Origin of the sequence: Paenarthrobacter sp. NPDC091669, from assembly GCF_044756725.1 — a bacterium.
GTDB classification, from domain to species: domain Bacteria; phylum Actinomycetota; class Actinomycetes; order Actinomycetales; family Micrococcaceae; genus Arthrobacter; species Arthrobacter bambusae_C.
The window spans coordinates 40,312-66,497 of sequence record NZ_JBIVTK010000004.1 but is presented as its reverse complement, the minus strand read 5'-3'; the positions used below and the strand labels follow the sequence as shown (position 1 = coordinate 66,497).

Below are 26,186 nucleotides of genomic sequence, written 5' to 3'. Positions count from 1 at the left end.
AAGGCTAACCGCCTTCCGTGATCCATCTTACGTTTAACTAAGCCTGCCCCCGCAACTGCGGAGGCAGGCTTTCCAGCATTTGGCCCCAATTCACGCAAAAAGTGACTTTTGTTACATCTGCGTGAACCGGGGCTCACCAACTAGAGGACGATGAGGCCCGTGGCGTTGGCGCGCGCGGCTTCGAAGCGCTTGGCAACGTCTGCCCAGTTGACGATGTTCCAGAAGGCCTTGACGTAGTCGGCCTTGACGTTGACGTAGTCCAGGTAGAAGGCGTGCTCCCACATGTCCAGCATCAGCAGCGGCGTGGTGCCTACTGCAACGTTGCCCTGCTGATCGTAAAGCTGCTCGATGAGCAGGTTGCCGCCGATGGGCTCGTACGCCAGGAATGCCCAGCCGGAGCCCTGCAGACCCAGTGCGGCGGCACTGAACTGTGCACGGAAGGCGTCGAACGAACCAAAGGCGTCGTCGATGGCTGCTGCGAGCTCACCCTCGGGCTTGTCGCCGCCGTCCGGGGAGATGTTGTTCCAGAAAACGGAGTGGTTGATGTGTCCGCCGGTGTGGAACGCGAGGTCCTTGGAGAGGCGGTTGATGTTGGCGTAGTCGCCCTTCTCGCGGGCATCGGCCAGCTGGGAGAGGGCATTGTTGGCGCCTGCAACGTAAGCAGCATGGTGCTTGCTGTGGTGCAGCTCCATGATCTTTGCCGAAATGTGCGGCTCGAGTGCTGCGTAGTCGTAGCCGAGCTCGGGCAGAACGTACTCTGTCACGAAATCCTCCAATGTAATGGACTGACGTCCGGGTTGGTAACTCTCGTTATGTCATCCGGCCAGCATGCCGGCCGGAAATCCTTGGCGAAGAAGCTTGGCTCTTGCCTCCACCGGGAACAACCCCGGGTGGCCTCGCAGTATTTCCTCCACGCATTTTCGATTCTATGGGTGCGGACTACTCGTCCATCATTTCCGGAGTCACATTTGCCTCAGTACCCGGGATACCCAGGTCAAGGGCACGTTTATCCGCCATGGCGAGAAGGCGGCGGATGCGACCCGCAATGGCGTCCTTGGTCATGGGCGGATCCGCAAGGCGTCCAAGTTCATCCAGGCTGGCCTGCTTGTGGGCAACACGGAGCTCCCCCGCATACTTGAGGTGGTCCGGGACGTCGTCTCCCAAAATTTCCAGGGCACGGTCCACCCTGGCACCGGCCGCCACTGCTGCTTGGGCGGAACGGCGCAGGTTGGCGTCATCAAAGTTGGCAAGCCTGTTGGCTGTAGCCCGGACTTCCTTGCGCATGCGCCGCTCTTCCCAAACCATCAGGGCGTCATGGGCTCCCATCCGGGTCAGGAGGGCAGCAATGGTGTCTCCGTCACGGATGACCACGCGGTCCACTCCGCGCACTTCACGCGCCTTGGCCTGGATGCCGAGCCGCCGGGCAGCTCCAACGAGCGCCAGCGCCGATTCGGGGCCGGGGCAAGTAACTTCCAGGGATGAAGAACGTCCCGGTTCGGTGAGCGAACCGTGGGCGAGGAACGCTCCCCGCCAGACAGCTTCGGCGTCTGCAGCCGAGCCGTTGACCACCACCGAGGGCAGCCCACGTACCGGGCGCCCGCGTCCATCCAGCAGGCCCGTCTGGCGGGCGAGTGCCTCGCCGTCCCGGACCACGCGGACAACGTAGCGGCTCCCCCGGCGAAGGCCTCCTCCGGAAACGACGATGATTTCGCTCTGATGGCCGTACACTTCCGCGATCGCGGCCCGGAGGCGGCGGGCCGTGGATGCGAGGTCGACTTCAGCTTCGATGACGATCCTGCCCGAAATGATGTGCAGGCCGCCCGCGAAGCGCAGCATTGCCGAGACTTCAGCCTTGCGGACTGAAGATTTTTTGATGTCCAGCCGGGACAGTTCGTCCTTGACCGACGCAGTAAGTGCCATCGCGTATTCCTAACTGTTCCCGAAAATATCGTGGTACGCCGCTGCCAGCAGCAGTGGATCATGGACGGGGCGGCGCCTCGACGCCCCTACTCTACCCAACACCACCTCGGCCCCGATCATCCCCGCGGCCTTCTCGAAGGCTTTGAGGTCCTGGATGGCAGCAGGATCCGCAAGGACCACATCGACGCTGAACTCAGGTGCATAACGGCGCAGGACGTCCAGATGGTCCGCGGCTGTCATGCCTGAGGTTTCCTTGGTTTCGACGTCAAGGTTCATGGTGAGGCAGCGCTTCGCAGCGGTGTCGCCCAGGGCTTGGCGAAGCTCAGGCAGCAGTAGATGCGGAAGGACCGAGGTGTACCAGGAGCCTGGTCCAAGAATGACCCAGTCTGCCAGTTCGATGGCCGTCAGGGCTTCTGTGCAGGCCGGAGCATCCTCTGGCAACAGCCTGACGTCTTCAAGCTTGCCCGCCACAGCGCATTTGGCCTGGCCCCGGACCGTGCGCAGTTCCTTGCCGCCCCCCGGAAGATCAAGGTGGGCCTGGCCCTCAATGGTGAGGGGAACGCTGGACATGGGCAGAACCTGGCCCCTGGCTCCCAGCAGGGCGCCGGCCCACTTCAGGCCGGCAACAGTGTCTCCCAAGAGCTCCCAAAGGGTCACGATCAGCAGATTGCCCATGGCGTGATGGTCCAATGAGCCGCCTTTGGCGGTCCCGGCATTGAAACGGTGCTGCATCACGTCCCGCCAGGTCCGGCCCCAGTCGGTATCGTCGCACAGGGCGCTGAGCGCCATGCGCAGGTCCCCGGGCGGAAGGACGCCGTACTCCTCGCGGAGACGCCCCGACGAGCCGCCGTCGTCCGCCACCGTGACGATTGCCGTCAGCTCGGAGGTGAGCAAGCGCAGTGCCGACAGCGACGCCGCCAGTCCGTGACCGCCACCCAGGGCAACCACTGACGGACTTTTCTTCTGCTGGCTGCCGGGAACGCCTTTGGGCGGAATCAGGGGCAGCGGGCCCGTGAGGACGCCCACTACTCGCGTCCCAGGTCTCGGTGGGTGGTGGTGACGGTGACGCGGGGATACTGCGCCAAACGCTTGGAAAGTTCGACGGCGACCGCCACCGAACGGTGCTTGCCTCCGGTACAGCCAACAGCCAGGGTGGCGTAGTGCTTGTTCTCCTGGCGGTAGCCATCCAGGACCGGCTCCAGGGCCCGGACGTACCTGTCCACGAACTCGTGCACGCCATCGGCAGCGAGCACGTAATTGCTGACGTCCTCATCCAGCCCTGTGTGCGGGCGAAGTTTGGGAACCCAATGCGGGTTGGGAATGAAGCGGGCATCGGCCACGAAGTTGGCATCCACGGGGAGGCCGTACTTGAATCCAAAGCTCATGACGTTCAGGCGCAGGGTCACCGGGCCTGTGTCGCTGAACAGTTCGGTGATGGCTGTCGCCAGGCCGTGGACATTGAAGTCGGACGTGTCCAGCACGACGTCGGCATGCTCCCGCAGTTCCCGCAGGACCTCGCGCTCAACCCCGATGCCATCGAGGATCCTGCCGCCGCCCTGCAGGGGATGCGGACGGCGTCCTTGTTCAAACCGGCGGACCAGGACGTCATCATTGGCATCAAGGAACAGCACCCGGAAGGTAATGCCGCTGGCGCTGAGCGCGCCCAGCGCCGTCTGGATGTCAGTGAAGAGGTCCTTGCTGCGGACATCCACCACCACTGCCAGCTTGGGAATGGATTTGGGAGCATGGGAGACAATTTCGGCCAGGGTTCCCAGCATCTGCGGCGGGAGGTTGTCCACCACATACCAGCCGTGGTCTTCCAAGGCATCCGAGGCCGTACTGCGACCTGCCCCGGACATGCCGGTGACTACCAGCAGTTCCGCCTCCGGGGGCTTGACGGGCGTGAGGCCGTCCTGCTCCGTTCCGGACCCTGCCGTTGCCTCATCCATGAGTTGCTCCCCGTTTCGTCCGAAGTGGTGTTTACAGCCTGTGATGCGCTTCCGTTGGGTCAACGCACGCTCGACATGTTCAAGCGCCGGTGACCGCTGATGCGGCCATCGGCCAAGTTCTAACCCTAGCTAAGATTCAAGGATTTCGCCGGTGGTCATGTTGATCGCCGGGACTGCCCCGGCGGGGTCGTCCGTAGAACCCAGGTGTTGAACCACGGCAGCTGCCAACGCTGGTCCAATGCCTTTGGCAGAAGTGAGCTCTTCAACGGAAGCTGCTTTGATCCTTTTAAGCGAGCCGAAGTGCGCCACCAAGGCCTTGCGCTTGGCTTCACCAAGGCCCGGCACCCCGTCCAAGACGGAAACCGTCATGGCCTTTCCACGCTTCTGCCGATGGAAAGTGATGGCGAAGCGGTGGGCTTCGTCACGGATCCGTTGAAGCAAATACAGTCCCTGCGATGTCCTTGGCAGGATGACCGGGAAGTCGCTGTCGGGCAGCCACACTTCTTCCAGGCGCTTGGCAAGGCCCACCACGTAGACGTCGTCGATGCCAAGCTCCGCCAACGCACGCTTGGCAGCGTTGACCTGCGGCTGGCCGCCGTCCACCACCACCAGGTTGGGCGGGTACGCGAACTTGGCCTTGGGGGCCGGCATGGCGGGGTCCGACGGCGGGGCTTCAGTGGTGCTCTTTGCCCCCGCACGCGTCGGGTTGACGATCTCCCCGGATACCACGGGGACCTGGGCGGCCTTGTCCGTCAGGTAATGCCGGAACCGCCGGGTCAGGACGTCGTGCATGGCCGCGGTGTCGTCAGCTGCCGCTGCGCCCGTGATGGAGAACTTGCGATAGTCCGCCTTCTTGGGCAGACCGTCCTCCACCACCACCATGGAGGCCACCACATTGGTGCCCTGCACATGCGAGATATCGAAGCACTCTATCCGCAGCAAGGGAACCGGGATTTCCAGGGCCTCCTGCAATTCCTGAAGTGCCACGGAGCGGACAGTGATGTCGCCGGCCCTACGGGTCTTGTGCAGTTTGAGGGCCTGCTCCGCATTCTCGCGCACCGTGGACATCAGGGCGGCCTTGTCACCACGCTGGGGCACGCGGATGTCCACCTTGGCACCACGCAGCCCGCCCAGCCACTCAGTGAGTTCGGCATGGTTGCTGGGCGCTTCCGGCACCAGGACTTCCCGGGGAATCCGGCCCTGGACTTCGCTGTCCTCTCCGTAGACCTGCTGCAGCAAATGTTCGATCAATTCAGGGGTTGTAGCGTCTTCGACCTTCTCCACAACCCAGCCGCGCTGTCCGCGGACCCGGCCGCCGCGGACGTGGAAGACCTGCACGGAAGCCTCCAGTTCGTCGTCGTGGAGGGCGAAAACGTCAGCGTCGGTATCTTCGGCGAGGACCACGGCGTTTCGCTCAAAGACTTTCCGCAGCGCGATGATGTCGTCCCTGAGCCCGGCAGCCCGCTCATAGTCGAGTTCGGCGACGGCTGCTGCCATCTCCTTTTCCAAGCGGCCTATGAAGCGTTTCGCTTCGCCGCCCATGAAGGAGCAGAAATCCTCGGCCAGATTGCGGTGTTCATCCGGACTCACGCGGCCGACGCAGGGGGCCGAACATTTGTCGATATAGCCGAGCAGGCAAGGACGCCCGCTGGATTCGGCGCGCTTGAAGACGCCGGTGCTGCAGCTGCGGACCGGGAAAACCCTCAGCAGGGTATCCATCGTTTCGCGAATGGCACCCGCGGTGTAGGGGCCGAAGTACCTGGTGCCCTTCCGGCGCTCGCCCCGCATGACCTGCACCCGGGGGTACTTCTCCCCCATGGTGACGGCAAGATAGGGGTAAGTTTTGTCGTCGCGGAAAACTACATTGAAGCGCGGCTTGAATTCTTTGATCCACGTGTATTCCAGCTGCAACGACTCCAGCTCACTGCCCACCACGGTCCACTCGACGCTGCTGGCCGCATGCACCATCGCGTGGGTCTTGGGAAGCAGCCCTGCCGGATTGGCGAAGTAGGAATTGAGCCTGGACCTGAGGTTCTTTGCCTTGCCCACGTAGATGACCCGGCCATGGGGGTCACGGAATCGATAGACGCCCGGGGTGGTGGGAATCTCACCTGTTTGGGGCCGGTAACTTGCTGGATCTGCCACGTTTCCAGTCTAGTGAACCGGAACGACAGCCAAAGCCACGCCATCGCGGCGGCATCAGCTGCTAGTCGACGGATTTGCTCTGGTTGTAGCTTGTAGAGCGTTCCTGGCCGCTGAGCACGGCGATGGCGTCCATGATTCTATCGGTGACTTCACGCCGCGCCGGAAGCGAGTGGTCCGGCCCGGTCTTCTCGAAATAGAGCGGCTCACCCACCTTCATGGTGAAGTGCTGTGGCCTTACTGCGTTCTTGTCCGCAGGCTGCAGCTTTTCGGTTCCGATCAGGCCCACGGGAATGACAGGCGCGCCTGTGGTCAGGGCGAGCCATCCCACGCCCGTGCGTCCGCGGTAAAGGATGCCATCGCGGGATCTGGTGCCCTCGGGGTAGATGCCGATGCCCTTGCCTGATTCGAGGATGTCCAGCAAGGTCTTGAGCGCCTGCACGCTGGCAGCCTGCTCACCGCGCTCCACCGGAATGGAGCCCACAGCTTCGAAGAAGGACTTCATGAAGGCGCCCTTGACGCCCTTGGTGGTGAAGTACTCGGCCTTGGCGAAGAAGGCGACCGGACGCGGCATCAGGGCCTGGACGATCACGCTGTCAAGGAAGGAAAGGTGGTTGGGCGCCACGATGAAGGGTCCCTCTTTGGGAACGTTCTCCAAACCAATGACAGTAGGCCGGCACGTGGAGGAAATCAGTCCACGGGTAGTCCACCGGATCGCATCAAAGACTGCCATCGTTTTGTACCTCGCTCAGGGCTGCCGCACGGACAGCGTCAAGTTCTTCAATTTTGATCCGCAACTCGGCTGCGGTGTGCACTACGGCCACGGCGCCGGCTTCTTCGAGTTCTCCGTCCGGGGCGAATCCCCAAGCCACCCCGATGCAATCCAGGCCGTTTGCCATGGCCCCTGCAACGTCCTGGTGCCTGTCCCCCACCATCACTGCCGGCTGTGAATGAAGGTCAGCCAAGGCTGCCCCCACAATTTCGACTTTGCCGGATGCCGTATTCGCTTCCAACGACTCGTTGTCCGCCGCCCCGCGAATGGAGACGAAGAAATCGGCAAGTCCATGGTGCTCGAGAACAAGCCTCGCAATGGACTGCGGCTTCTGCGTAGCAACTGCTGCAGCACGGCCGGATTCAGCAAAGTACTCAAGAAGTTCGAGGATCCCGGGGTAAAGCTTGCTCTGCCCGATACCCGTTTTCTTGTAATGGCGCCGGTAGCGCTCAATGGTTTCATTGACCAGCGTTTCGGGGACATTGGCCAAATGCAGCAGGGAATCGCTGAGCTTGGGACCCACCATGGAATTCAGCACGGCCTGGTCAGGAACGGGAAGGTTCAATTCACGGAGGGCCGCAGAGATTCCTCCCGTGATACCGCCGGCCGGATCGACAAGGGTGCCGTCCAGATCGAATATTACGGGCACCGTTGTTTGAGTCACCGGGTTAGTTTCTCACGAGTAGCGGCATGCCTGAAACTCGCATGCCGCTACCGGAATACTTCTGCCGATTATCCGAGAATCTCGGCCAGGAAGGTGGCGGTATGGCTGTCCGTGGATTTTGCCACCTGTTCGGGTGTTCCCGTGGCAACGATCTTTCCGCCACCCGAGCCACCATTGGGGCCCAGATCCACAATCCAGTCGGCGGACTTGATGACGTCGAGGTTGTGCTCAATGGTGATGACCGTATTGCCTTTGTCCACCAAGCCTTGAAGCACCATAAGGAGCTTTCGGATGTCCTCGAAGTGCAGGCCCGTGGTGGGCTCGTCCAAGACATAGATGCTGCGCCCGTTGGAACGCTTCTGCAGTTCCGCGGCAAGCTTCACGCGCTGGGCCTCCCCACCGGACAACGTGGTTGCCGGCTGTCCCAGACGTACGTATCCAAGGCCAACGTCCACCAGGGTAGTCAAGTGGCGCGCAATCGGGGTGAAGGCAGCAAAGAACTCCGCACCCTCCTCAATGGGCATGTTGAGGACATCAGCAATGGTTTTGCCCTTGTAGTGGACTTCAAGGGTTTCCCGGTTGTACCGGGCACCATGGCACACCTCGCAAGGAACATAGACGTCCGGCAGGAAGTTCATTTCGATCTTCAAGGTGCCGTCGCCTGAACAGGCCTCGCAGCGACCGCCCTTGACGTTGAATGAAAACCGTCCGGGCTGATATCCACGAACCTTGGCTTCGGTGGTTTCGGCGAAGAGCTTGCGGATGTTGTCGAACACCCCGGTGTACGTCGCGGGGTTGGAGCGGGGAGTTCGGCCGATGGGGCTTTGATCGACGTGGACCACCTTGTCCAGGTGTTCCAGGCCGGCCACAGTCCGGTGGCGTCCTGCCACTTGCTTGGCGCCGTTGAGCTTATTGGCGAGGACCTTGTAGAGGATCTCGTTGACCAACGTGGACTTGCCGGAACCGCTGACGCCGGTCACCGCAGTAAAGAGCCCCAGCGGGAACGTGGCATCGACATTGTTGAGGTTGTTCTCACGGGCACCAACAACCTTGAGCTCACGCTTTTTGTCGTATTTACGGCGTTTGGTGGGAATATCGATCTTCCGGCGTCCTGACAGGTAGTCGCCCGTCAGGGAATCCGTGTTCTCCAGCAGCTCCTTGTAGGTGCCTGAATGCACCACCTGGCCGCCGTGCTCACCGGCGCCTGGTCCGATGTCCACCACCCAGTCAGCCTCGTGGATGGTGTCTTCGTCATGCTCCACCACGATCAGCGTGTTGCCGAGGTCCCGGAGACGGGTCAGGGTCTCGATGAGTCGCCGGTTGTCACGCTGGTGGAGGCCAATGGAGGGCTCGTCAAGGACATACAGGACGCCCACCAGGCCGGAACCGATCTGGGTTGCCAGCCGGATGCGCTGGGCCTCTCCACCGGACAGGGTTCCTGACGGCCGCTCGAGGTTGAGGTATTCCAACCCCACATCCAGCAGGAAGGTCAGGCGGGCCTGGATCTCCTTCAGCACCTGGTTGGCGATTTGCGCCTCCCGGCTGGTGAGGGTCAGGCTGCCGAGGAACTCTGCGCACTCGCGCATCGGCATGGCAGCAACGGCGGCGATCGACTTGCCGTTGATCAGCACGGACAACGATGCCGGGTTAAGGCGCGCACCATTGCACTCAGGGCAGGGAATCTGGCGCATGTACTCTTCGTACCGGTCACGGGCCCACTCGGAATCGGTTTCCCCGTGCTTCCGGTGCACGTACTGAATGGCGCCTTCAAAGCCCGTGCTGTACTTGCGTTCACGGCCGAAACGGTTCTTGTACTGGACAACAACCTTGTGGTCCTTGCCATGCAGCACGGTGTTCCGGACTGCCTTGGAGAGCTTCTCCCAGGGTGTCTTCATTGAGAAGCCGAGCTCATGGGCCAGGCCCTCAAGGAGGCGGTTCCAGTACTCAGTGGTCGCCGTTCCCAAGGACCACGGGGCAATGGCGCCTTCGCCCAAGGAGAGCTCAGGATTGGGGACGATGAGTTCCTCGTCCACTTCAAGCTTGGTTCCGATGCCGCTGCAGGCTGAGCAGGCACCAAAGGGGTTGTTGAAGGAGAACGAGCGTGGCTCAATTTCATCGATCGCCAAAGGGTGCTCGTTGGGGCAGGCAAGATTCTCGGAGAAAGCCCGGATGCGACCGGGATCCGCGGCGTCAAGATCCACGAACTCCACCAGGACTCGGCCCTCCGCCAGGCCCAGGGCGGTCTCCACGGAATCCGTGAGCCGCTGGCTGATATCTTCCTTGACCACCAAGCGGTCAACCACCACTTCGATGGTGTGCTTGAACTGCTTCCCCAGCTTGGGAGGATCGCTCAGCTGGACCAGCTCGCCGTCAACGCGTGCACGGGAATAGCCCTTGGCGGTCAGTTCCTTGAACAGGTCAACGAACTCGCCCTTGCGTCCACGGACCACCGGGGCCAGGACCTGGAAACGAGTGCCCGCCTCAAGCTCCAAAAGCTGGTCAACGATCTGCTGCGGTGTCTGGCGCGCGATGGGTTCGCCACAGACAGGGCAGTGCGGGCGGCCAACGCGGGCCCACAGCAACCGCATGTAGTCGTAGATCTCAGTGATGGTTCCCACGGTGGAGCGCGGGTTCTTGCTGGTGGATTTCTGGTCGATGGAGACCGCTGGCGACAATCCCTCGATGAAATCGACATCAGGCTTGTCTACCTGGCCAAGGAACTGTCGCGCGTACGCTGACAGCGACTCTACGTAGCGGCGCTGCCCTTCGGCGAAGATGGTGTCGAAAGCCAACGACGACTTACCGGAACCCGAGAGTCCCGTAAACACGATCATCGCATCGCGCGGAAGGTCGACGTCCACGTTGCGCAGGTTATGTTCCCGGGCACCCTTGACCACCAGCCGCGAAAGGTCTGGCCTCGCGGGTTTGGTGTCAGGAACCACAGGGATACTGTTCGGGGATTCGATGGCGGTATCTTCAGCTAAGGCTTTGGGCACTTACCAATGCTAATCGAAAACTTCTTCGAATTTCCATGTCGTGCCTCACATGCTACCGATCGGTATCAATCCGCGTCATACGCTGCGGCGAGAAGCTGGACTGCCTCAGCGAAAGAAGCACCCTGTGCCTTCGCCGCGGACGCATACTGCCCGGCCACTTCGGCCAGCGCTCCCCAACGATCGTCCCGGGCACAGACCACGGTGCCATTCCGACCGCGGGTTGCCACGACGCCCGCAGCTTCCAGTTCTTTATAAGCCCGGGCGACGGTGTGTGGTGCGACATCCAGCACGCCGGCAAGATTGCGCACTGGTGGCAGTTTTGCTCCCACCGCCAGGACTCCCGAGTCAGCGAGCTCGATGATCCGCAACCTCAACTGTTCAAAGAGGGCGACGGCGCTGGTGGTGTTGGGTCGCCAATTCCCCGGGAAATCGCCTGAGGGAGTCACGAGGACCTCCGACCGCGTGCCGGAATGAGGCGGGGCATCTGATGTTGGAAGCGTCCTTGGTCCATGTCGAGAATTAGACCAGCGACGACGGCAGCGGACAAGCCATGACGGCGGGTACCTTGGCATCCACGCCGAGGCAGAACACCAGGCAGCTCATTGCCCGGGAAGTTCGTTGCCATCCCGGGAGGAGACTCCACCGGCATCATGCATTCTTCCGGGCCACGGCAAAAATGCGTCGGAACGGATAGACGGTTCCATGGCTTGTTGCGGGATACGCCTCACGCAGCATCGCGGCGTACTCAGTCTCGAACCCGGCAGCTTCTTCACCGGACAGTGCCGCCAAGACGGGACGGAGCCCTGTGCCGCGGACCCATTGCAGGACCGGGTCACTGCCCGGAAGTACCTGCTGGTAGGTGGTTTCCCAAGCGTCAGCCGAGCATCCGGCGTCGAGCATTATGCCCAAGTAATCCGCCGGGTTCCCCACGGCCCCGTCATGTCGGAGAACGCCGCCCAGCCGGGCCGACCACTGGGGCGACTCTGCGAGTTGCCGCATCAGAGTGTGGGAGGGAGAGCTGAAATTGCCGGGAACCTGCAGGGCAAACCACCCGCCGGGCTTCAGGGCGCGCAGCCACCCGGCCAGCATTTCCTGATGGCCCGGGACCCATTGAAGGGCTGCATTGCTCACGACTACATCGGTATCGGCGGCGGGCGACCAGTCCGCGATGTCGCCCAGTGTAAATTCCAGATGATTGAACTGCTGCGTGAGCGCGCCGGCTTTGCGGAGCATCTCCTCCGAAGAGTCAACGCCCACAACACGGGCGCCTGGCCAGCGTTCGGTGAGCGTAGCGGTCAGGTTTCCCGGGCCACAGCCGAGGTCCACTACCGTGCGGGGGTCACTGGACTGGACCCTCGCGACGAGGTCATGGAAAGGACGTTCCCTATGGTTTCCGAATTCCACATACTTGGACGGATCCCACTTCATTAAAGCCTCCTCGCATCTGCCACCATTGCTGGGCCGAGCCTAAACCGTGCGGGCACTAAGCTGAAACCAATGAAACTTCTTGAGCAGCTTCCCGGTTCCACCGCTACCGGTCCCCTGGACCCGGACGAAATCTATACACGGTTCGTTGAGTGGACCGAAACCCGCGGGCTGCAGCTGTACCCGGCCCAGGACGAAGCGATTATGGAGCTTGCCTCCGGCGCCAACGTCATCCTCGCCACCCCCACGGGCTCCGGAAAGTCGTTGGTGGCCATCGCGGCACACTTCGAGGCGATGGCCCGCGGCCAGCGGAGCTATTACACGGCTCCGATCAAGGCATTGGTGTCCGAAAAGTTCTTTGCCCTCTGCGACATCTTTGGTGCGGAAAACGTGGGAATGATTACCGGCGATTCTGGCGTCAACCAGGACGCCCCGATCATCTGCTGCACCGCTGAAATCCTGGCCAACATTGCCCTCCGTGAAGGCCCGACGGCGGAGCTCGGCTCGGTGGTCATGGACGAATTCCACTTCTACTCCGACCCGCAGCGCGGCTGGGCGTGGCAGGTCCCCCTGCTGGAACTCCCCCAGGCACAGTTCCTCCTGATGTCCGCGACCCTGGGCGACGTCACTCGCTTCGAAACCGGGCTGACCGAACTCACCGGCCGGTCCACCACCACAGTCAGCTCAGCGGAGCGTCCCATTCCGCTGCACTACTACTACCACCTGACCCCGGTCCACGAGAGCCTGGAAGAACTGCTGTCCACCAAGCAGGTCCCGGTGTACGTGGTCCACTTCAGCCAGGCTGAAGCCATTGAGCGTGCCCAGAACCTTATGAGCATCAACATGTGCAGCCGCGCGGAGAAGGACCGGATCGCTGAGCTCATTGCAGGTTTCCGGTTCGCCGCCGGCTTTGGAAAGACCCTCAACAGACTGGTCCGCCACGGCATCGGTGTCCACCATGCCGGCATGCTCCCCAAGTACCGCCGGCTGGTGGAGCAACTTGCCCAGGCCGGATTGCTGAAAGTCATTTGCGGTACCGACACTTTGGGGGTGGGCATCAACGTGCCTATCCGAACCGTGTTGCTGACTGCTTTGAGCAAGTACGACGGCGTACGCACCAGATCGCTTAACTCACGTGAGTTCCACCAGATTGCCGGACGTGCCGGTCGCGCGGGCTACGACACCGCCGGCACGGTGGTAGTCCAGGCCCCGGACCACGTGGTGGAGAACACCAAAGCGATGGCCAAGGCAACGGCCAAGTTCGGCGATGACCAGAAAAAGTTGCGCCAGGTGGTGAAGAAAAAGCCTCCTGAGGGATTCGTCTCCTGGGGTGAGCCCACCTTCAAACGGCTGGTGGAGTCCGTGCCTGAGCCACTGACGTCCAGTTTCACCGTGACGCACGCAATGCTCCTGAATCTCATGGAACGCCCTGGTGACCCGTTCCAGGCAACCAGGCGCTTGCTCAGCGAGAACCACGAGAACCGCGCGGCCCAGCTCAAACTCATGAAGAAGGCTTTGGGGATTTACCGTGAACTGTTGGCCGCAGGTGTGGTTGAACGGATCCCGGAGGAAGAGCGGGAAGTTGAGGGGCGCTCCGTACGCCTTACAGTGCACCTGCAGGCAAACTTCGCCCTGAACCAGCCGCTCTCCCCCTTCGCTTTGGCCGCCCTGGAGTTGCTCGATCCCGAGTCGCCGTCCTACGCCCTGGACGTGGTCTCCGTGATCGAGTCAACCCTGGAGAAGCCCCGCCAGATTCTTTCGGCACAGCAGAAAAAGGCACGCGGCGAGGCGGTTGCGGCCATGAAAGCCGACGGCATCGAGTACGACCAGCGGATGGCCATGCTTGACGAAGTGACGTACCCCATGCCGTTGGCGGAGATCCTCGGCGAAGCATTTGAGGTGTACCGCAAGGCCGCCCCGTGGGTGGGCGACTTCGAGCTTGCGCCGAAATCAATTATCCGGGACATGTACGAGCGCGCCATGAACTTTGGTGAGTTCGTTCAGTTCTATGGCCTGGCCCGCTCGGAGGGCATCGTCCTGCGCTACCTGGCGGACGGGTTCCGCGCCCTGCGGCAGACTGTTCCCCAGGATTCCCTGCGTGAAGACCTTGAAGACCTGATTGCGTGGCTGGGAGAACTGGTCCGCCAGGTTGATTCCAGCCTGCTGGATGAATGGGAAGAGCTCACCTCGGGCCTCGCCCCCACACCACACGACGCGCCACCGCCCCCGCCGCCGCTCCTGACGTCCAACATCCGGGCTTTCCGCGTGATGGTGCGGAACGAAATGTTCCGCAGGGTTGAACTGTTCGCGGATGAGGATTCTGCGGCACTGGGTGAGCTGGACGGCGATGCTGGCTGGGACGCAGAACGCTGGGAAGAAGTCCTGGACGACTACTTCGATGAACACGATGACATCGGAACGGGTCCTGATGCCCGTGGTCCGGGACTCCTTATCATCACCGAGGAACCCGGCACTTGGAAAGTGCGGCAGATCTTCGACGATCCAGCGGGCAACCATGACTGGGGAATCTCGGCCGAAGTAGACCTGGCCGCATCCGACGAAACCGGTACCGCCGTGGTCCGGGTGACCGACGCCAACAGGCTCTAGGCCAATTGCCGTGGAACAGGTTCCGGACCTGACCGGCAGCCTGCGGTCGCTGGAAGCCTTCAGCGCGGCGGAACCGGCAGCCTGCAACGGTCCACGCTGGTGGTGGGGTGGCAGCCTGGACGTCGAAGGGCTCGCGTTGGGGTCCGTCCAGGCTGCAGCCACTGCGCTCGAATCCCTGACGGGTTCCACGGGCCGATACTCGGTGTCGTCAGAACTGACGGCAGCCTCTTTCGATTCGTTGGGACACCTCAGGATCTCGGGCAGGAAACCCCAGGGTTTTGCTCCGATGTCCGGGTTCCGCCCCACATTGGATGGGTGGGTCCGCTTGCATGCCAACTACCCGCACCATGCGGCCCGGTTGATGGAAACGCTCCAGGCCACTACTCCTGAAGAGCTGGACCGGGTGCTGCGTTCAATGACCGCGCTGGAGGCAGAAGAAGCCATCACTGCCGGGAGGGGTGTTGCCGCCGCCGTCCGTACCCGTGAAGAGTGGATGGCTACACCCATGCATGCGACGGCAAACGCGGGACCGTGGATCGGTTTCACCCGTTCTGCAGTGCAGGACGAAAGTCCACGGCTGTCGCGGTGGATGCCCTCCACGGATCCGTTCCGGCCCTTGACCGGACTCAGGGTCCTGGACCTGACCCGCGTCATAGCCGGGCCCACGGCCACCCGGCTTCTTGGGGCGTTGGGTGCGGATGTCCTGCGGATCGATCCTCCCGGCCTTCCCGAGCTCACCGACGCCTTTGTTGACTCCGGGTTCGATAAGCGCAGCGCCGAAGCCGACCTCAACAATGCCGGAGCCTTGGATGTGGTGCACCGCCTGCTTTCGGCGGCCGACGTCGTAGTGACCGGCTACCGCCACGGCGGACTGGACAGGTTTGGCTTGAACCCGGACGAGATGCTCGCCGCCAGGCCTGGGCTGGTGGTGGTGACAATGAGCGCCTGGGGCAGTACAGGACCCTGGAATGGCCGGCGGGGCTTCGACAGCCTCGTCCAGGCAGCCTGCGGAATCGCGGAGCGATACGGACACGACGACGACGGCTGGAAGGCCGGCGCGCTGCCCGTCCAGGCACTGGATCACGCAACGGGGTACGGGATCGCTGCAGGCGCACTGGCACTCCTGGCCGAACGCCTCCACACAGGACGCGGAGGATCAGCGCACGTTTCCCTGGTCCGCACGGCGGAGGTGCTCTTCCGCTTGCCGTCGAACGGGCCCGCCGGCGGCGTCGGCGGAGTGCCCCTTCCGGACTTCCGTCTGGTGGACTCCGCCGGCGGCGTCGGCGGAGTGCCCCTTCCGGACTTCCGTCTGGTGGACAGCCCTTACGGGCCACTCCGCTTCGTAGGGCCTCCCTTGACCGTGGACTGTGTTCCCCTGCAGTACGGCAAGGCACCGGTGAAGTACGGAACGTCCGCCCTGGCCTGGCAGTAAGGAAGAACCGGGAGCGGCAGGCAGGGCTCCCCTAGTAAGCTCGGAGCCATGAGTGTAATCCGCCCAGCCACTGTAGACGACGTCCCTGCCATCCTCAGGATGATCCATGATCTTGCGATCTACGAGAAGGAACCGGACGCGGTAAAAAATACCCCGGCCATGCTCACCGAAGTACTCTTCGGCGAGAACCCCCGCGTCTACGCCACCATGGCCGAAAACAGTGCCGGCACAGTTCAGGGGTTCGCCCTCTGGTTCCTGAACTACTCCACGTGGGAGGGCGTCCACGGCATCTACCTCGAGGACCTCTACGTGATCCCCGACGCACGGGGCGAGGGCCATGGCAAGGCGCTGTTGCAGCATCTGGCGGCCACCGCCGTCGAACGTGGCTACGCCCGTGTGGAGTGGAGCGTCCTTGACTGGAACGAACCCTCCATCAAGTTCTACAAGAACCTGGGCGCTTTCCCCATGGAAGAGTGGTCCACGTTCCGCCTGACCGGCGGGGCACTTGAAGCCTTCGGCTCGAAAGCGGGCCAGGCCAACGAGGCTCTCGCCCGTGGCTGACCGGAACCCAAACCAGACCACCGGCGGCAGCGCTGCCGGCGTGCACCGAGTCCGCGCGCGCCACGAGTTCCGCGGCTTGCGAACGGCGGAGCATTACTTCACCGTTCCCTTGGTGCATGTACCGGATGAATCAGTCACCGCCGGCGAGACCATCACGGTCTTCGCCAGGGAATACTCATCCACCGACCACACGGCCGATGAAGCGGCCGGATTGCCCTGGTTGTTGTTCCTGCAAGGCGGCCCGGGCGGCCGTGGCAACCGGGTCACGTCATTGTCGGGTTGGATGAAGGCGGCCGCGAAAGACTTCCGCATCCTGATGCTCGACCAACGCGGCACAGGCTTGTCCACTCCCGTTGAACCGCAGTCACTCGGACTCCGGGGCGACGCCGCAGCACAAGCCGAATACTTGACACACTTCCGTGCCGACTCGATTGTTGCTGACGCTGAGTACATCCGCCATGTGCTCGGCTCTGGTCCGTGGTCCGTCCTCGGCCAGAGCTTCGGCGGTTTCTGCGCGTTGACGTATCTTTCCTTCGCGCCGCAGGGCCTCCGCGAGGTCCTGATCACCGGCGGGCTGGCACCGCTCCACGGTCCGGCGGACCGCGTGTACCACGCCACCTTCCACCGCGTCGGTTTGCGGAACGCCGAGTACTTCTCCTGGTACCCGGAAGACCGGGACGCCGTCACCCGGATCGCGCGCCACTTGGACCGGAATGCTGAATACCTCGCCAGCGGCGAACGGCTCACGACCGAGCGCTTCCAGATGATCGGATCCTTCCTCGGTGGCAACACGCGGGTGGACGCGCTTCACTACCTCCTTGAGGATGCATTTATTGACACGCCCTCCGGCCCGCGCCTGTCCGAGGCGTTCCTTGAACAAGTGCGGAGCCTCGTAAGCCGCGCGGCCAACCCTCTGTACGCCGTGGTGCATGAGTCGATTTACGGACAGGGTGAGGCAACCAACTGGGCCGCGTGGCGGGTGCTGGAGGACCATCCGGAATTCAAACCCGACGCCAAGGAGCCACTGCTCACCGGTGAGATGGTCTACCCCTGGTATTTCGAACAGGATCCGGCCTTGGTCCCCCTGCGGGATGTGGCTGAGCAGTTGGCCGCCAAGAAAGACTGGAAGCCCCTCTACAGTCCCGAACAGTTGGCGGCAAACACCGTCCCCGTGGCTGCCGCCGTGTACAAGGACGATATCTACGTAGATCATGATCTGTCCCTGGAAACGGCTGCGGCAGTGCGTGGGCTTCAACCATGGGTCACCGCAGACTTCCACCACGATGGTATCGGCGAAGATGGCGAGGGAATCTTCGCGCGTCTCCTTGGGATGGTTCGGGCAGTCCGTTAGGCCGGTGGCTGGAGCGTCGGCGCGTCCTGGGCCCCTGCAGATCTTACGGCCATGACGAGCGTCAAGGCCAGCACCGCAGCGGCCAGAACGCTGGACGCGATGTTCAAGCCCTGGTATCCGATCCACGCGAGCAGCAGGCCGGAGGTGGCGCCGCCGATGGCGCCGGCACCACCCATGAGGGTGTCGGAGACGCCCTGAACGGTAACGCGCGCATCAGGGGCAACGCTTTCAGCCAGCAACGTTGAACCGGCGATGGTTGCTGCAGACCAGCCCAGGCCCAGGAGGATCAGGCCAGCGGTGACGAGACCGGGCTCATGCTGGCCGAATCCGGCAATGAACACCGCAACCAGTAACAGGCCGTGGCCCATGGCGATGGTTTGCAGGCGCCCTGCTTTGTCAGTCAGCCACCCCCAGAGAGGCGACAACGCGAACATTCCGGCAATGTGAAGCGAAATCGTGAGACCGATGATCACCAGAGCATCCGCGCTGTCGGTGGTTCCGCCATGGTGTCCTGCAGGGGAACCGCCGACGAGTTGCTGAAGGTGCAGGGGCGTCATGGACATGACGGCTACCATGACGCCGTGCGCGGCCACAACGGCGGCCAAGGCCAGCATCGCCGACGGTGATGAGCGCACGGCACGCAATCCCGAACGGATGGTACCCCTGGCGGGCAACGCGCCCTCGCCTGCGTCGCCGCTTGCCTGGGACGCCAGCCGCCGGGACAGCAACAGGGGGTCCGGGCGGAGGCCCGCAAACAACAGGACGGCTGCAAGGAACAGGCCGGCGGCAGAGAAGACGAAGGGACCGGCAATAGGCGGCAGCCCGAGTGCCTCCCCTACCACTGCACCGGGCTGGATCAGGTTGGGTCCGGCAACAGCACCAATGGTGATGGCCCACACCACGGTGGACAGTGACCGTCCGCGGTGCTCCGGGTCAGCGAGGTCGACGGCGGCGAACCTCGCCTGCAGGTTTGCGGCGGTACCAAGACCCAGGAAAGCTGCGCCCAACAAGAGCAGCACAAAGGACTGACCCACCACGGACGCAATAATCAGGAGCGCCCCCATCATCGCGGCCACCAGCCCCGTCACCAGACCGGTGCGGCGTCCTCGCGTTTCCGCCAGCCGCGCCAAGGGCAGAGCCGCGATCGCCGCGGCCAGTGTCAGCACTGTGGTGATGGAACCGGCCCAGGCTTCTGAACCTGACAGGTCCACTGCCAGCAACGATCCGATGGAGAGCGTGGCTCCGTTGCCGACCCCGCTAAGAAGTTGTGCGGAACTGAGCAGGAAAACAGTACGGCGCTGAACCCGTTGTGGGTCCAGCGCCGTAGTTGAAGTGGTAGTCACTTCACGAGACTACAACTTTCCGGGGAGAGTTACTCTGCCTCGCTCATGCTCTTTTTTGCATCTTCCTCGAGCCTGGCATCCAGTTTGGCCTGGCGTGCCTGCGGGCTCAGGAGGCTGGCGACAACAGCCACGATGATGGTTCCAACAATGACCGCCAGGGACACATACGTGGGGATCTCGGGAGCCCACTCGATGTGGTGGCCACCGTTGATGAACGGAAGTTCGTTAACGTGCATTGCGTGCAGGACAAGCTTGACGCCGATGAAGGCCAGAATCACGGACAGGGCATGCTTCAAGTACACCAGGCGTGTCATGAGACCGCCGAGGAGGAAGTACAGCTGGCGCAGGCCCATCAGCGCGAAAATGTTCGCGGTGAAGACGATGAAGGCACTCTGGGTCAGGCCGAAGATCGCGGGGATGGAGTCAACAGCGAAGAGAAGGTCCGTCAGGCCGATGGTCACGAAGACGATCAGCATGGGGGTGAAGACCTTCTTGCCGTCCACGACGGTGCGGATCTTGTTGCCGTCGAACTTTTCGGACATCGGCAGGACCTTGCGGAGGCGGGCAATCAGCGGGTTCTCAGCACCCTCTTCTTCGTCTTCGCCCGAGTCCTTGGCCTGCTTCCAGGCAGTCCAGAGGAGGAAGGCGCCGAAGATGTAGAAGACCCAGCTGAATTGTTCGATGACCACAGCGCCGAGGGCAATGAAGATACCGCGGAGGATCAGCGCGATGATGATGCCCACCATCAGCACTTCCTGCTGGTACTTACGGGGCACGGAGAAGCGGGCCATGATGATGATGAAGACAAAGAGGTTGTCGATGCTGAGGCTGTACTCAGTGACCCAACCGGCGACGAACTGGCCGCCATATTCCGGGCCGGCGAACGCGAACATGGCTACCGCAAAGAGCAGTGCCAGTCCTACATAGAAGCCGACCCACAGGCCGGCTTCCTTCATGGAAGGTTCATGGGGACGCTTGACGACCAACAGGAGGTCAATCAGCAGGATGATTCCGAGAACGACAAAGGAGCCGATCTCAAACCAGACGGGAAGCTGCATTAAAGGTGCCTTTCGCAGGGTACGGGAAAGCGGTGTAAGTCTCTCCGGCCTGCCAGGGTGCGGTGAATGCAGAAATTGGCGGCCCGCTACATCCGGCGAGGCATCTGTGCCTTGCGTGCTGACGGACGTAGCGCTTGGGATACTCCCCTACGTGACCTCAACCTTACCTTAGGCGTGCCCGGCGGACTGCATCTGGCGTAATTCGCGCTTCAACTCCTTGACTTCGTCACGGATGCGGGCTGCGACTTCGAACTGCAGTTCAGCAGCAGCCCCGTGCATCTGCTCGGTCAGTTTCTCAATGAGGCCAACCAGGTCCTCGGCGGGAGCGGCGGCGAGGCCATCCTGCCGAACCGTTGCCGCACCCTTGGCGGCCGACTTGCCGCGTTTGCCGCCCTTGGCGAGCCGGTTGTTCTTGAGCAGCTCCTGGGTGTCTGCGTCTTCCTTGGCCAGCTGGTCCGTGATATCGGCGATTTTCTTCCGCAACGGCTGCGGATCGATGCCATGGTCCGTGTTGTACTGCACCTGGATGGCGCGGCGCCGGTTGGTTTCTTCAATGGCGTGGGCCATGGAGTCGGTGATCCGGTCCGCGTACATGTGGACTTGGCCTGACACGTTACGCGCTGCGCGGCCGATGGTCTGGATCAGTGAGGTGGAAGAACGCAGGAACCCTTCCTTGTCGGCGTCGAGGATGCTCACGAGGGAAACCTCCGGCAGGTCAAGGCCTTCACGCAAGAGGTTGATGCCTACGAGGACATCAAACACGCCCATCCGGAGCTCACGGAGCAGTTCCACGCGTCGGAGGGTGTCGACGTCGGAGTGCAAATACTCCACCTTGACGCCGTGGCCCACCAGGTAGTCCGTGAGATCCTCCGCCATGCGCTTGGTCAACGTGGTGACCAGAACGCGTTCGTTCTTTTCCGTGCGGGTCCTGATTTCACCGAGGAGGTCGTCGATCTGTCCCTTGGTGGGCTTGACCACTACCTCGGGATCGATGAGGCCGGTGGGACGGATGATCTGCTGCACGTAGCCATCAGCTTTGCCGAGCTCGTACTTACCGGGGGTTGCGGACAGATACACCGTCTGGCCGATGCGTTCCAGGAACTCATCCCATTTCAGCGGCCGGTTGTCCATGGCGGACGGGAGGCGGAAGCCGAAGTCCACGAGGTTCCGTTTACGTGACATGTCGCCCTCATACATGGCGCCGATCTGCGGGATAGTGACATGCGATTCGTCAACGACCAGCAGGAAGTCGTCCGGGAAGTAGTCAATGAGGCAGTGCGGGGCGGTCCCGGGATTACGGCCGTCAATGTGGACGGAGTAGTTCTCAATACCGTTGCAGAAACCCATCTGCTGCATCATCTCGAGATCGTACGTGGTGCGCATCCTGAGCCGCTGGGCCTCCACCAGCTTGTTCTGGCCTTCGAGGACCTTCAAGCGGTCAGCAAGTTCGTCCTCGATGCGCTTGATGGCACGGGCCATGCGTTCCGGACCGGCAACATAGTGCGATGCCGGGAACACGTACATCTCCTCTTCGTCGCGGAGGACCTCTCCGGTCAGGGGGTGGAGGGTCTGGATGTTCTCGATCTCGTCACCGAAGAACTCGATCCTGATGGCCAGTTCCTCGTACATGGGGATGATTTCCACGGTGTCACCGCGGACACGGAACGTGCCCCGGTGGAAGTCCATGTCGTTGCGCGCGTACTGCATGGAGACAAACTTCCGCAGGAGGTGGTCGCGATTCATCTCCGCGCCCTTGCGGAGGGTGACCATGCCGGCGATGTATTCCTCAGGCGTACCCAGGCCGTAGATGCAGGACACCGTGGCTACAACGATGACGTCGCGACGGGTCAACAGGGCGTTGGTGGCCGAGTGGCGGAGCCGTTCGACTTCCTCATTGATGGACGAGTCCTTCTCGATGAAGGTATCTGTCTGCGCTACGTACGCTTCGGGTTGGTAGTAGTCGTAGTACGAGACGAAGTATTCCACCGCATTGTTGGGCAGCAGCTCCCGGAATTCATTGGCCAGCTGCGCGGCAAGGGTTTTGTTCTGCACCATGACCAGGGTGGGCCGCTGGACCTGCTCAATGAGCCACGCCGTGGTGGCACTCTTACCCGTACCGGTGGCACCGAGGAGCACTACGTCTTTTTCACCGTTGTTGATGCGTTCCGTCAGTTCCGCAATGGCTGTCGGCTGATCACCGGCGGGCTTGAACTCACTGATCACTTCGAACGGCGCGACGACACGGTTGATTTCCTGGGCAAGGCTCATGAAACCAATCTACCCCTGCCCCAGGACAGCTACTGTCCGCGTTTGCCTTCAGCAGAAGAGATATACGACGGCGGCAGCCACCCTGTGCGTTTGGCCCACTCATCCATGAGTGGCCAGGCAACGTCGGTAAACCACGGCTCCTTGGCGTCGGCGTAGGCGGCCGTGCCACTTTCCCCCGCAAAAGTGGTCGCCAACGTGCGTTTTTGCGCCTCGTAGAGCGCCATGGCGGAAGGCTCAGAGCGCAACCAGTCACGGAACAGCAGGGCATACCGCCACCCCGGCGACCCGGCCACGCGGACATGGAGATTCACCGGCCGGCCGGGATCGGCGCTGGCGTGGAACCGCTTCTGCCACTCTGCGGGATCAGGCTGGGTGGGTTTCGGTGTGTCCCGGGTGGCTCCCGGGACCGCAGGGAACCCCGCTGCAGTGAGTTGATCCGCCATCACATCAGCGGCCTCGAGATCGGCTACCGCCACCTGAAGGTCAATCACATCCTTGGCCGCCAGTCCCGGCACCGATGTGGAGCCGATGTGGTCCACTGCGAGGATCTGGTGGGGGGCGGCAACGGCAATACGGGCGGCGAGGCGGTCAGCCTGCCTGCTCCATTCACTGTTGGATGGCGTCATGACCGGACCGACATGCCGTTCAGCTCTTGTCCCCCGGCGGAGATTCTCTGCAAAAGGCAACAGCCTGTCCGTCCACAAGGCTTCAACCTTGGCGAGGAGCTCTGCGCGGTCACCGTCGTTGACCAGGACAACATCGGCAGCTGCATTGCGTTCCTCCCGCGTGGCCTGGGCCGCAATACGGGCCCGGGCATCGTCGGGAGTCATCGCCCGGAAGTCCACCATTCGTTGGACGCGCACCTTCTCCGGTGCATCCACCACCACCACCAAGTGGAAGGTGCTGCCCTGCCCTGTCTCGACAAGCAGCGGAATGTCCTGGACCACGATGTCGCCGGGGCCGGCTCCTGAAACGACCGCCCCGGCTGCCTCGCGGACCAGCGGGTGAACGATGCCATTAAGCACTTCGCGCTGTGAGGGATCGTGGAACACGATAGCCCCGAGCTTGGGCCGATCAAGCCTCCCATGAGAGTCGAGAATTTCAGGGCCGAATGCTTCCACAACGCGCGTCAGGCCGGGAGTCCCAGGCTCCACCACTTCCCGCGCAAGAAGGTCTGCGTCCACAAGGATGGCACCCAATTCCCGTAATCTGGCCGCCACCAGCGATTTCCCCGAGGCGATGCCGCCCGTCAACCCAATCTTCAGCACCCTCCAACACTAGACTGAAGCGGTGGAAAATGAGGATGACAGCCGCGCGACAACGTATACGACCATCGCGGTTGGTCCGGATTTCCGACACGAACTGGAGATCCGCAGGTCCCGCTTCATCACAGTCCTTCGCCGCTCCCCGGATGAGGAAACTGCGCGGTCCCTGGTCCATGATCTCCGGCGTGAATTCCACGACGCCCGCCACCACTGCTCAGCCTTCGTCATAGGGCCCGATCGGATGATTCAACGCTCCAGCGACGACGGCGAACCTTCTGGTACAGCGGGTATCCCCATGCTCGAGGCACTCCTCAAACGTGAGACCTCACCAAGGGTGACGGACCTCAGCGACGTCAGTGTCGTCGTCGTGCGCTATTTCGGTGGGATCCTCCTGGGCGCGGGAGGACTGGTCCGCGCATACTCCGAATCGGTGTCCGCAGGTTTGGATCTGGCTCCTTTGGTTCTCCGTCGAAGATTGCGTCTATGCGCCATTGACGTCCCCCATGCCGGGGCCGGCCGCTTGGAAAACGAGCTTCGCGGTGCCGGGTACGTGATGGCGGACACCGGATACGAGCCACAGCACACGGTTCTTCGAGTCGCCTTGCCCGACGAGGCAACGGCCATCTCCGAGGCCCGCGCGCGGTTGGCTTCCCTGACGGCGGGACATCTTGAGCTGCGGCCCCAGGGAACCGAGTGGGTCGACGTCCCCCGCTGAGCAGTTCCCGCATCGCGAAGGCTTAAAGCAAAAGGACCCCCGCCCGGAGGCAGGGGTCCTTCTTTGGCTGTTCAGCACATCCCGTGAGGGAGGCGGAATTAGTTGCCGGTCAGCTTCTCGCGCAGTGCGGCGAGTGCTTCGTCGGACGCCAGGGTACCGCCGCCGGTGTTGGACTCAGCAGCAGCTGGCTCCGAGGAGTAGCTCGTGGTGCCGGAATCGCTCTCACCGGACGTTGCAGCAGCAGCGTCGTCAGCAGCGTGCTGGGCAACCTGCTTCTTGTGGGCTTCCCAGCGGGTCTGGGCGTCAGCGTACTGCTGCTCCCAAGCTGCACGCTGGGTCTCGTAGCCTTCGAGCCATTCGTTCGACTCGGGGTCGAAGCCCTCAGGGTACTTGTAGTTGCCCTCTTCGTCGTACTCAGCGGCCATGCCGTACAGAGCGGGATCGAACTCGGTGCTGTCAGCGTCAACGCCCTCGTTGGCCTGCTTGAGGGAGAGGGAGATACGGCGACGCTCGAGGTCGATGTCGATGACCTTGACGAACAGTTCGTCACCAACGGAGACAACCTGCTCGGCGAGCTCCACGTGGCGGACAGCCAGCTCGGAGATGTGCACGAGGCCTTCGATGCCGTCTTCGACGCGAACGAACGCACCGAACGGAACCAGCTTGGTGACCTTACCCGGAACAACCTGGCCGAGGGCGTGGGTGCGGGCGAAGGTCTGCCACGGATCTTCCTGCGTAGCCTTGAGCGACAGGGAGACACGCTCGCGGTCCAGATCCACTTCGAGGACCTCGACGGTGACTTCCTGGCCAACCTCGACAACCTCGGAGGGGTGGTCGATGTGCTTCCAGGACAGCTCGGAAACGTGAACGAGGCCGTCTACGCCGCCCAGGTCCACGAAGGCACCGAAGTTGACGATGGAGGAAACAACGCCCGGACGAACCTGGCCCTTTTCCAGCTTGTTGAGGAACGTGGAACGAACCTCGGACTGGGTCTGCTCGAGCCATGCACGGCGGGACAGCACAACGTTGTTGCGGTTCTTGTCCAGCTCGATGATCTTGGCTTCGATCTGCTGACCGATGTACGGAGCGAGGTCGCGGACACGGCGCATCTCGACGAGGGATGCGGGCAGGAAGCCACGCAGGCCGATGTCCAGGATGAGGCCACCCTTGACAACCTCGATGACGGTACCGGTAACGACACCGTCTTCTTCCTTGACCTTCTCGATGTCGCCCCAGGCGCGCTCGTACTGAGCACGCTTCTTGGAGAGGATCAGACGGCCTTCTTTGTCTTCCTTGGTGAGAACCAAAGCTTCGACCTGATCGCCAACGGCGACAACGTCACCGGGATCAACATCGTGCTTGATGGAAAGCTCGCGGGAAGGGATGACACCTTCCGTCTTGTAACCGATGTCGAGCAGAACTTCGTCGCGGTCGACCTTGACGACGGTACCTTCGACGAGATCTCCGTCGTTGAAGTACTTGATGGTGGCGTCGACAGCTGCGAGGAAGTCCTCAGCGGTACCGATGTCGTTAATGGCGACTACGGGGGTACCGGGCTTCTCGGTGGAGGTGATGGTCATGTAGTAGGGGCTCCGTTGTGGATAGTGAGTCGGTCAGGCAAACCGCTGCCGTCCGGGTCCGGACGGCAGAACACGGCAAAATACCGGGTCATCCTGATTTGTGGATTAATACAAAATGGATGCATGCACGTAGTACAC

Annotated in this window: 20 protein-coding genes; 5 read left to right on the top strand and 15 right to left on the bottom strand. The window is 62.3% G+C overall.

What is annotated here, in order from left to right:
- Positions 1-140 precede the first annotated feature (140 nt).
- From ACIQLI_RS07945 to ACIQLI_RS07900, 10 genes are all read right to left on the bottom strand, one after another.
- Entirely contained in the window at positions 141-764 is a 624-nt protein-coding gene (locus tag ACIQLI_RS07945; RefSeq protein WP_089595054.1) for a superoxide dismutase, read from the bottom strand.
- Positions 765-939: 175 nt separating this feature from the next.
- Positions 940-1,920, bottom strand: coding sequence for a DNA-binding protein WhiA (gene whiA, locus ACIQLI_RS07940; protein ID WP_018777554.1), 981 nt, complete (start codon positions 1,918-1,920; stop codon positions 940-942).
- Positions 1,921-1,929: 9 nt separating this feature from the next.
- Positions 1,930-2,946, bottom strand: a complete 1,017-nt coding sequence (gene yvcK / locus ACIQLI_RS07935; protein WP_400386924.1) for a uridine diphosphate-N-acetylglucosamine-binding protein YvcK — start codon at positions 2,944-2,946, stop codon at positions 1,930-1,932.
- Positions 2,946-3,869, bottom strand: coding sequence for an RNase adapter RapZ (rapZ, locus tag ACIQLI_RS07930; protein WP_089595052.1), 924 nt, complete (start codon positions 3,867-3,869; stop codon positions 2,946-2,948). The genes yvcK and rapZ overlap by 1 nt, the downstream gene beginning before the upstream one ends.
- 129 nt (positions 3,870-3,998) lie before the next feature.
- Positions 3,999-6,014 (bottom strand): excinuclease ABC subunit UvrC, encoded by a 2,016-nt coding sequence (gene uvrC / locus ACIQLI_RS07925; protein ID WP_400386922.1) that lies wholly within the window; start codon positions 6,012-6,014, stop codon positions 3,999-4,001.
- Between the two features lie 61 nt (positions 6,015-6,075).
- Entirely contained in the window at positions 6,076-6,744 is a 669-nt protein-coding gene (locus ACIQLI_RS07920; protein WP_400386919.1) for a lysophospholipid acyltransferase family protein, read from the bottom strand.
- On the bottom strand, positions 6,731-7,447 hold the full coding sequence (locus ACIQLI_RS07915) for an HAD hydrolase-like protein (protein ID WP_400386917.1): 717 nt from the start codon (positions 7,445-7,447) through the stop codon (positions 6,731-6,733). The genes ACIQLI_RS07920 and ACIQLI_RS07915 overlap by 14 nt, the downstream gene beginning before the upstream one ends.
- Positions 7,448-7,515: 68 nt before the next feature.
- On the bottom strand, positions 7,516-10,443 hold the full coding sequence (gene uvrA, locus ACIQLI_RS07910) for an excinuclease ABC subunit UvrA (protein WP_400386915.1): 2,928 nt from the start codon (positions 10,441-10,443) through the stop codon (positions 7,516-7,518).
- 65 nt (positions 10,444-10,508) lie between these two features.
- Positions 10,509-10,889: a GntR family transcriptional regulator gene (locus ACIQLI_RS07905; protein WP_400386912.1), complete on the bottom strand. Its 381-nt coding sequence runs from the start codon at positions 10,887-10,889 to the stop codon at positions 10,509-10,511.
- Positions 10,890-11,091: 202 nt separating this feature from the next.
- Complete coding sequence (locus ACIQLI_RS07900) at positions 11,092-11,871, bottom strand: trans-aconitate 2-methyltransferase (RefSeq protein ID WP_400386910.1); 780 nt, start codon at positions 11,869-11,871, stop codon at positions 11,092-11,094.
- A gap of 69 nt (positions 11,872-11,940) precedes the next feature.
- Here ACIQLI_RS07900 and ACIQLI_RS07895 point away from each other — a divergent pair, with 69 nt between their 5' ends.
- Genes ACIQLI_RS07895 through ACIQLI_RS07880 form a run of 4 tightly spaced genes read left to right on the top strand, consistent with a single transcriptional unit; the run spans position 11,941 to position 17,819 of the window.
- Positions 11,941-14,475: a DEAD/DEAH box helicase gene (locus ACIQLI_RS07895; RefSeq protein WP_400386908.1), complete on the top strand. Its 2,535-nt coding sequence runs from the start codon at positions 11,941-11,943 to the stop codon at positions 14,473-14,475.
- A 10-nt stretch (positions 14,476-14,485) separates the two neighbouring features.
- Complete coding sequence (locus ACIQLI_RS07890) at positions 14,486-15,907, top strand: CoA transferase (RefSeq protein ID WP_400386905.1); 1,422 nt, start codon at positions 14,486-14,488, stop codon at positions 15,905-15,907.
- 48 nt (positions 15,908-15,955) lie between these two features.
- Positions 15,956-16,468, top strand: coding sequence for a GNAT family N-acetyltransferase (locus tag ACIQLI_RS07885; RefSeq protein WP_354226614.1), 513 nt, complete (start codon positions 15,956-15,958; stop codon positions 16,466-16,468).
- Positions 16,461-17,819: an alpha/beta fold hydrolase gene (locus ACIQLI_RS07880; protein WP_400386902.1), complete on the top strand. Its 1,359-nt coding sequence runs from the start codon at positions 16,461-16,463 to the stop codon at positions 17,817-17,819. Before ACIQLI_RS07885 ends, ACIQLI_RS07880 begins: the two co-directional genes overlap by 8 nt.
- Here ACIQLI_RS07880 and ACIQLI_RS07875 read toward each other — a convergent pair.
- From ACIQLI_RS07875 to coaE, 4 genes are all read right to left on the bottom strand, one after another.
- Positions 17,816-19,162, bottom strand: coding sequence for an MFS transporter (locus tag ACIQLI_RS07875; RefSeq protein WP_400386898.1), 1,347 nt, complete (start codon positions 19,160-19,162; stop codon positions 17,816-17,818). The genes ACIQLI_RS07880 and ACIQLI_RS07875 overlap by 4 nt on opposite strands.
- Positions 19,163-19,191: 29 nt before the next feature.
- Positions 19,192-20,220, bottom strand: a complete 1,029-nt coding sequence (locus tag ACIQLI_RS07870; RefSeq protein ID WP_354226608.1) for a TerC family protein — start codon at positions 20,218-20,220, stop codon at positions 19,192-19,194.
- 168 nt (positions 20,221-20,388) lie between these two features.
- Complete coding sequence (gene uvrB, locus ACIQLI_RS07865) at positions 20,389-22,488, bottom strand: excinuclease ABC subunit UvrB (RefSeq protein ID WP_400386895.1); 2,100 nt, start codon at positions 22,486-22,488, stop codon at positions 20,389-20,391.
- A 29-nt stretch (positions 22,489-22,517) separates the two neighbouring features.
- On the bottom strand, positions 22,518-23,756 hold the full coding sequence (gene coaE / locus ACIQLI_RS07860) for a dephospho-CoA kinase (RefSeq protein WP_400386892.1): 1,239 nt from the start codon (positions 23,754-23,756) through the stop codon (positions 22,518-22,520).
- 22 nt (positions 23,757-23,778) lie between these two features.
- Between coaE and ACIQLI_RS07855 the strand changes: the two genes are divergently transcribed.
- Positions 23,779-24,468: an IMPACT family protein gene (locus ACIQLI_RS07855; RefSeq protein ID WP_400386889.1), complete on the top strand. Its 690-nt coding sequence runs from the start codon at positions 23,779-23,781 to the stop codon at positions 24,466-24,468.
- 98 nt (positions 24,469-24,566) lie between these two features.
- Here ACIQLI_RS07855 and rpsA read toward each other — a convergent pair whose 3' ends face one another.
- Positions 24,567-26,048 (bottom strand): 30S ribosomal protein S1, encoded by a 1,482-nt coding sequence (rpsA, locus tag ACIQLI_RS07850; RefSeq protein WP_026540604.1) that lies wholly within the window; start codon positions 26,046-26,048, stop codon positions 24,567-24,569.
- Positions 26,049-26,186 lie beyond the last annotated feature (138 nt).

Excerpts from the sequence above, each read along its gene's own strand:
- ACIQLI_RS07870 (WP_354226608.1), bottom strand. The coding sequence starts at position 20,220 with ATGCAGCTTCCCGTCTGGTTTGAGATCGGCTCCTTTGTCGTTCTCGGA.
- rapZ (WP_089595052.1), bottom strand. The coding sequence starts at position 3,869 with ATGGATGAGGCAACGGCAGGGTCCGGAACGGAGCAGGACGGCCTCACG.
- whiA (WP_018777554.1), bottom strand. The coding sequence starts at position 1,920 with ATGGCACTTACTGCGTCGGTCAAGGACGAACTGTCCCGGCTGGACATC.
- ACIQLI_RS07895 (WP_400386908.1), top strand. The coding sequence starts at position 11,941 with ATGAAACTTCTTGAGCAGCTTCCCGGTTCCACCGCTACCGGTCCCCTG.
- ACIQLI_RS07900 (WP_400386910.1), bottom strand. The coding sequence starts at position 11,871 with ATGAAGTGGGATCCGTCCAAGTATGTGGAATTCGGAAACCATAGGGAA.
- rpsA (WP_026540604.1), bottom strand. The coding sequence starts at position 26,048 with ATGACCATCACCTCCACCGAGAAGCCCGGTACCCCCGTAGTCGCCATT.
- ACIQLI_RS07920 (WP_400386919.1), bottom strand. The coding sequence starts at position 6,744 with ATGGCAGTCTTTGATGCGATCCGGTGGACTACCCGTGGACTGATTTCC.
- ACIQLI_RS07885 (WP_354226614.1), top strand. The coding sequence starts at position 15,956 with ATGAGTGTAATCCGCCCAGCCACTGTAGACGACGTCCCTGCCATCCTC.
- uvrB (WP_400386895.1), bottom strand. The coding sequence starts at position 22,488 with ATGAGCCTTGCCCAGGAAATCAACCGTGTCGTCGCGCCGTTCGAAGTG.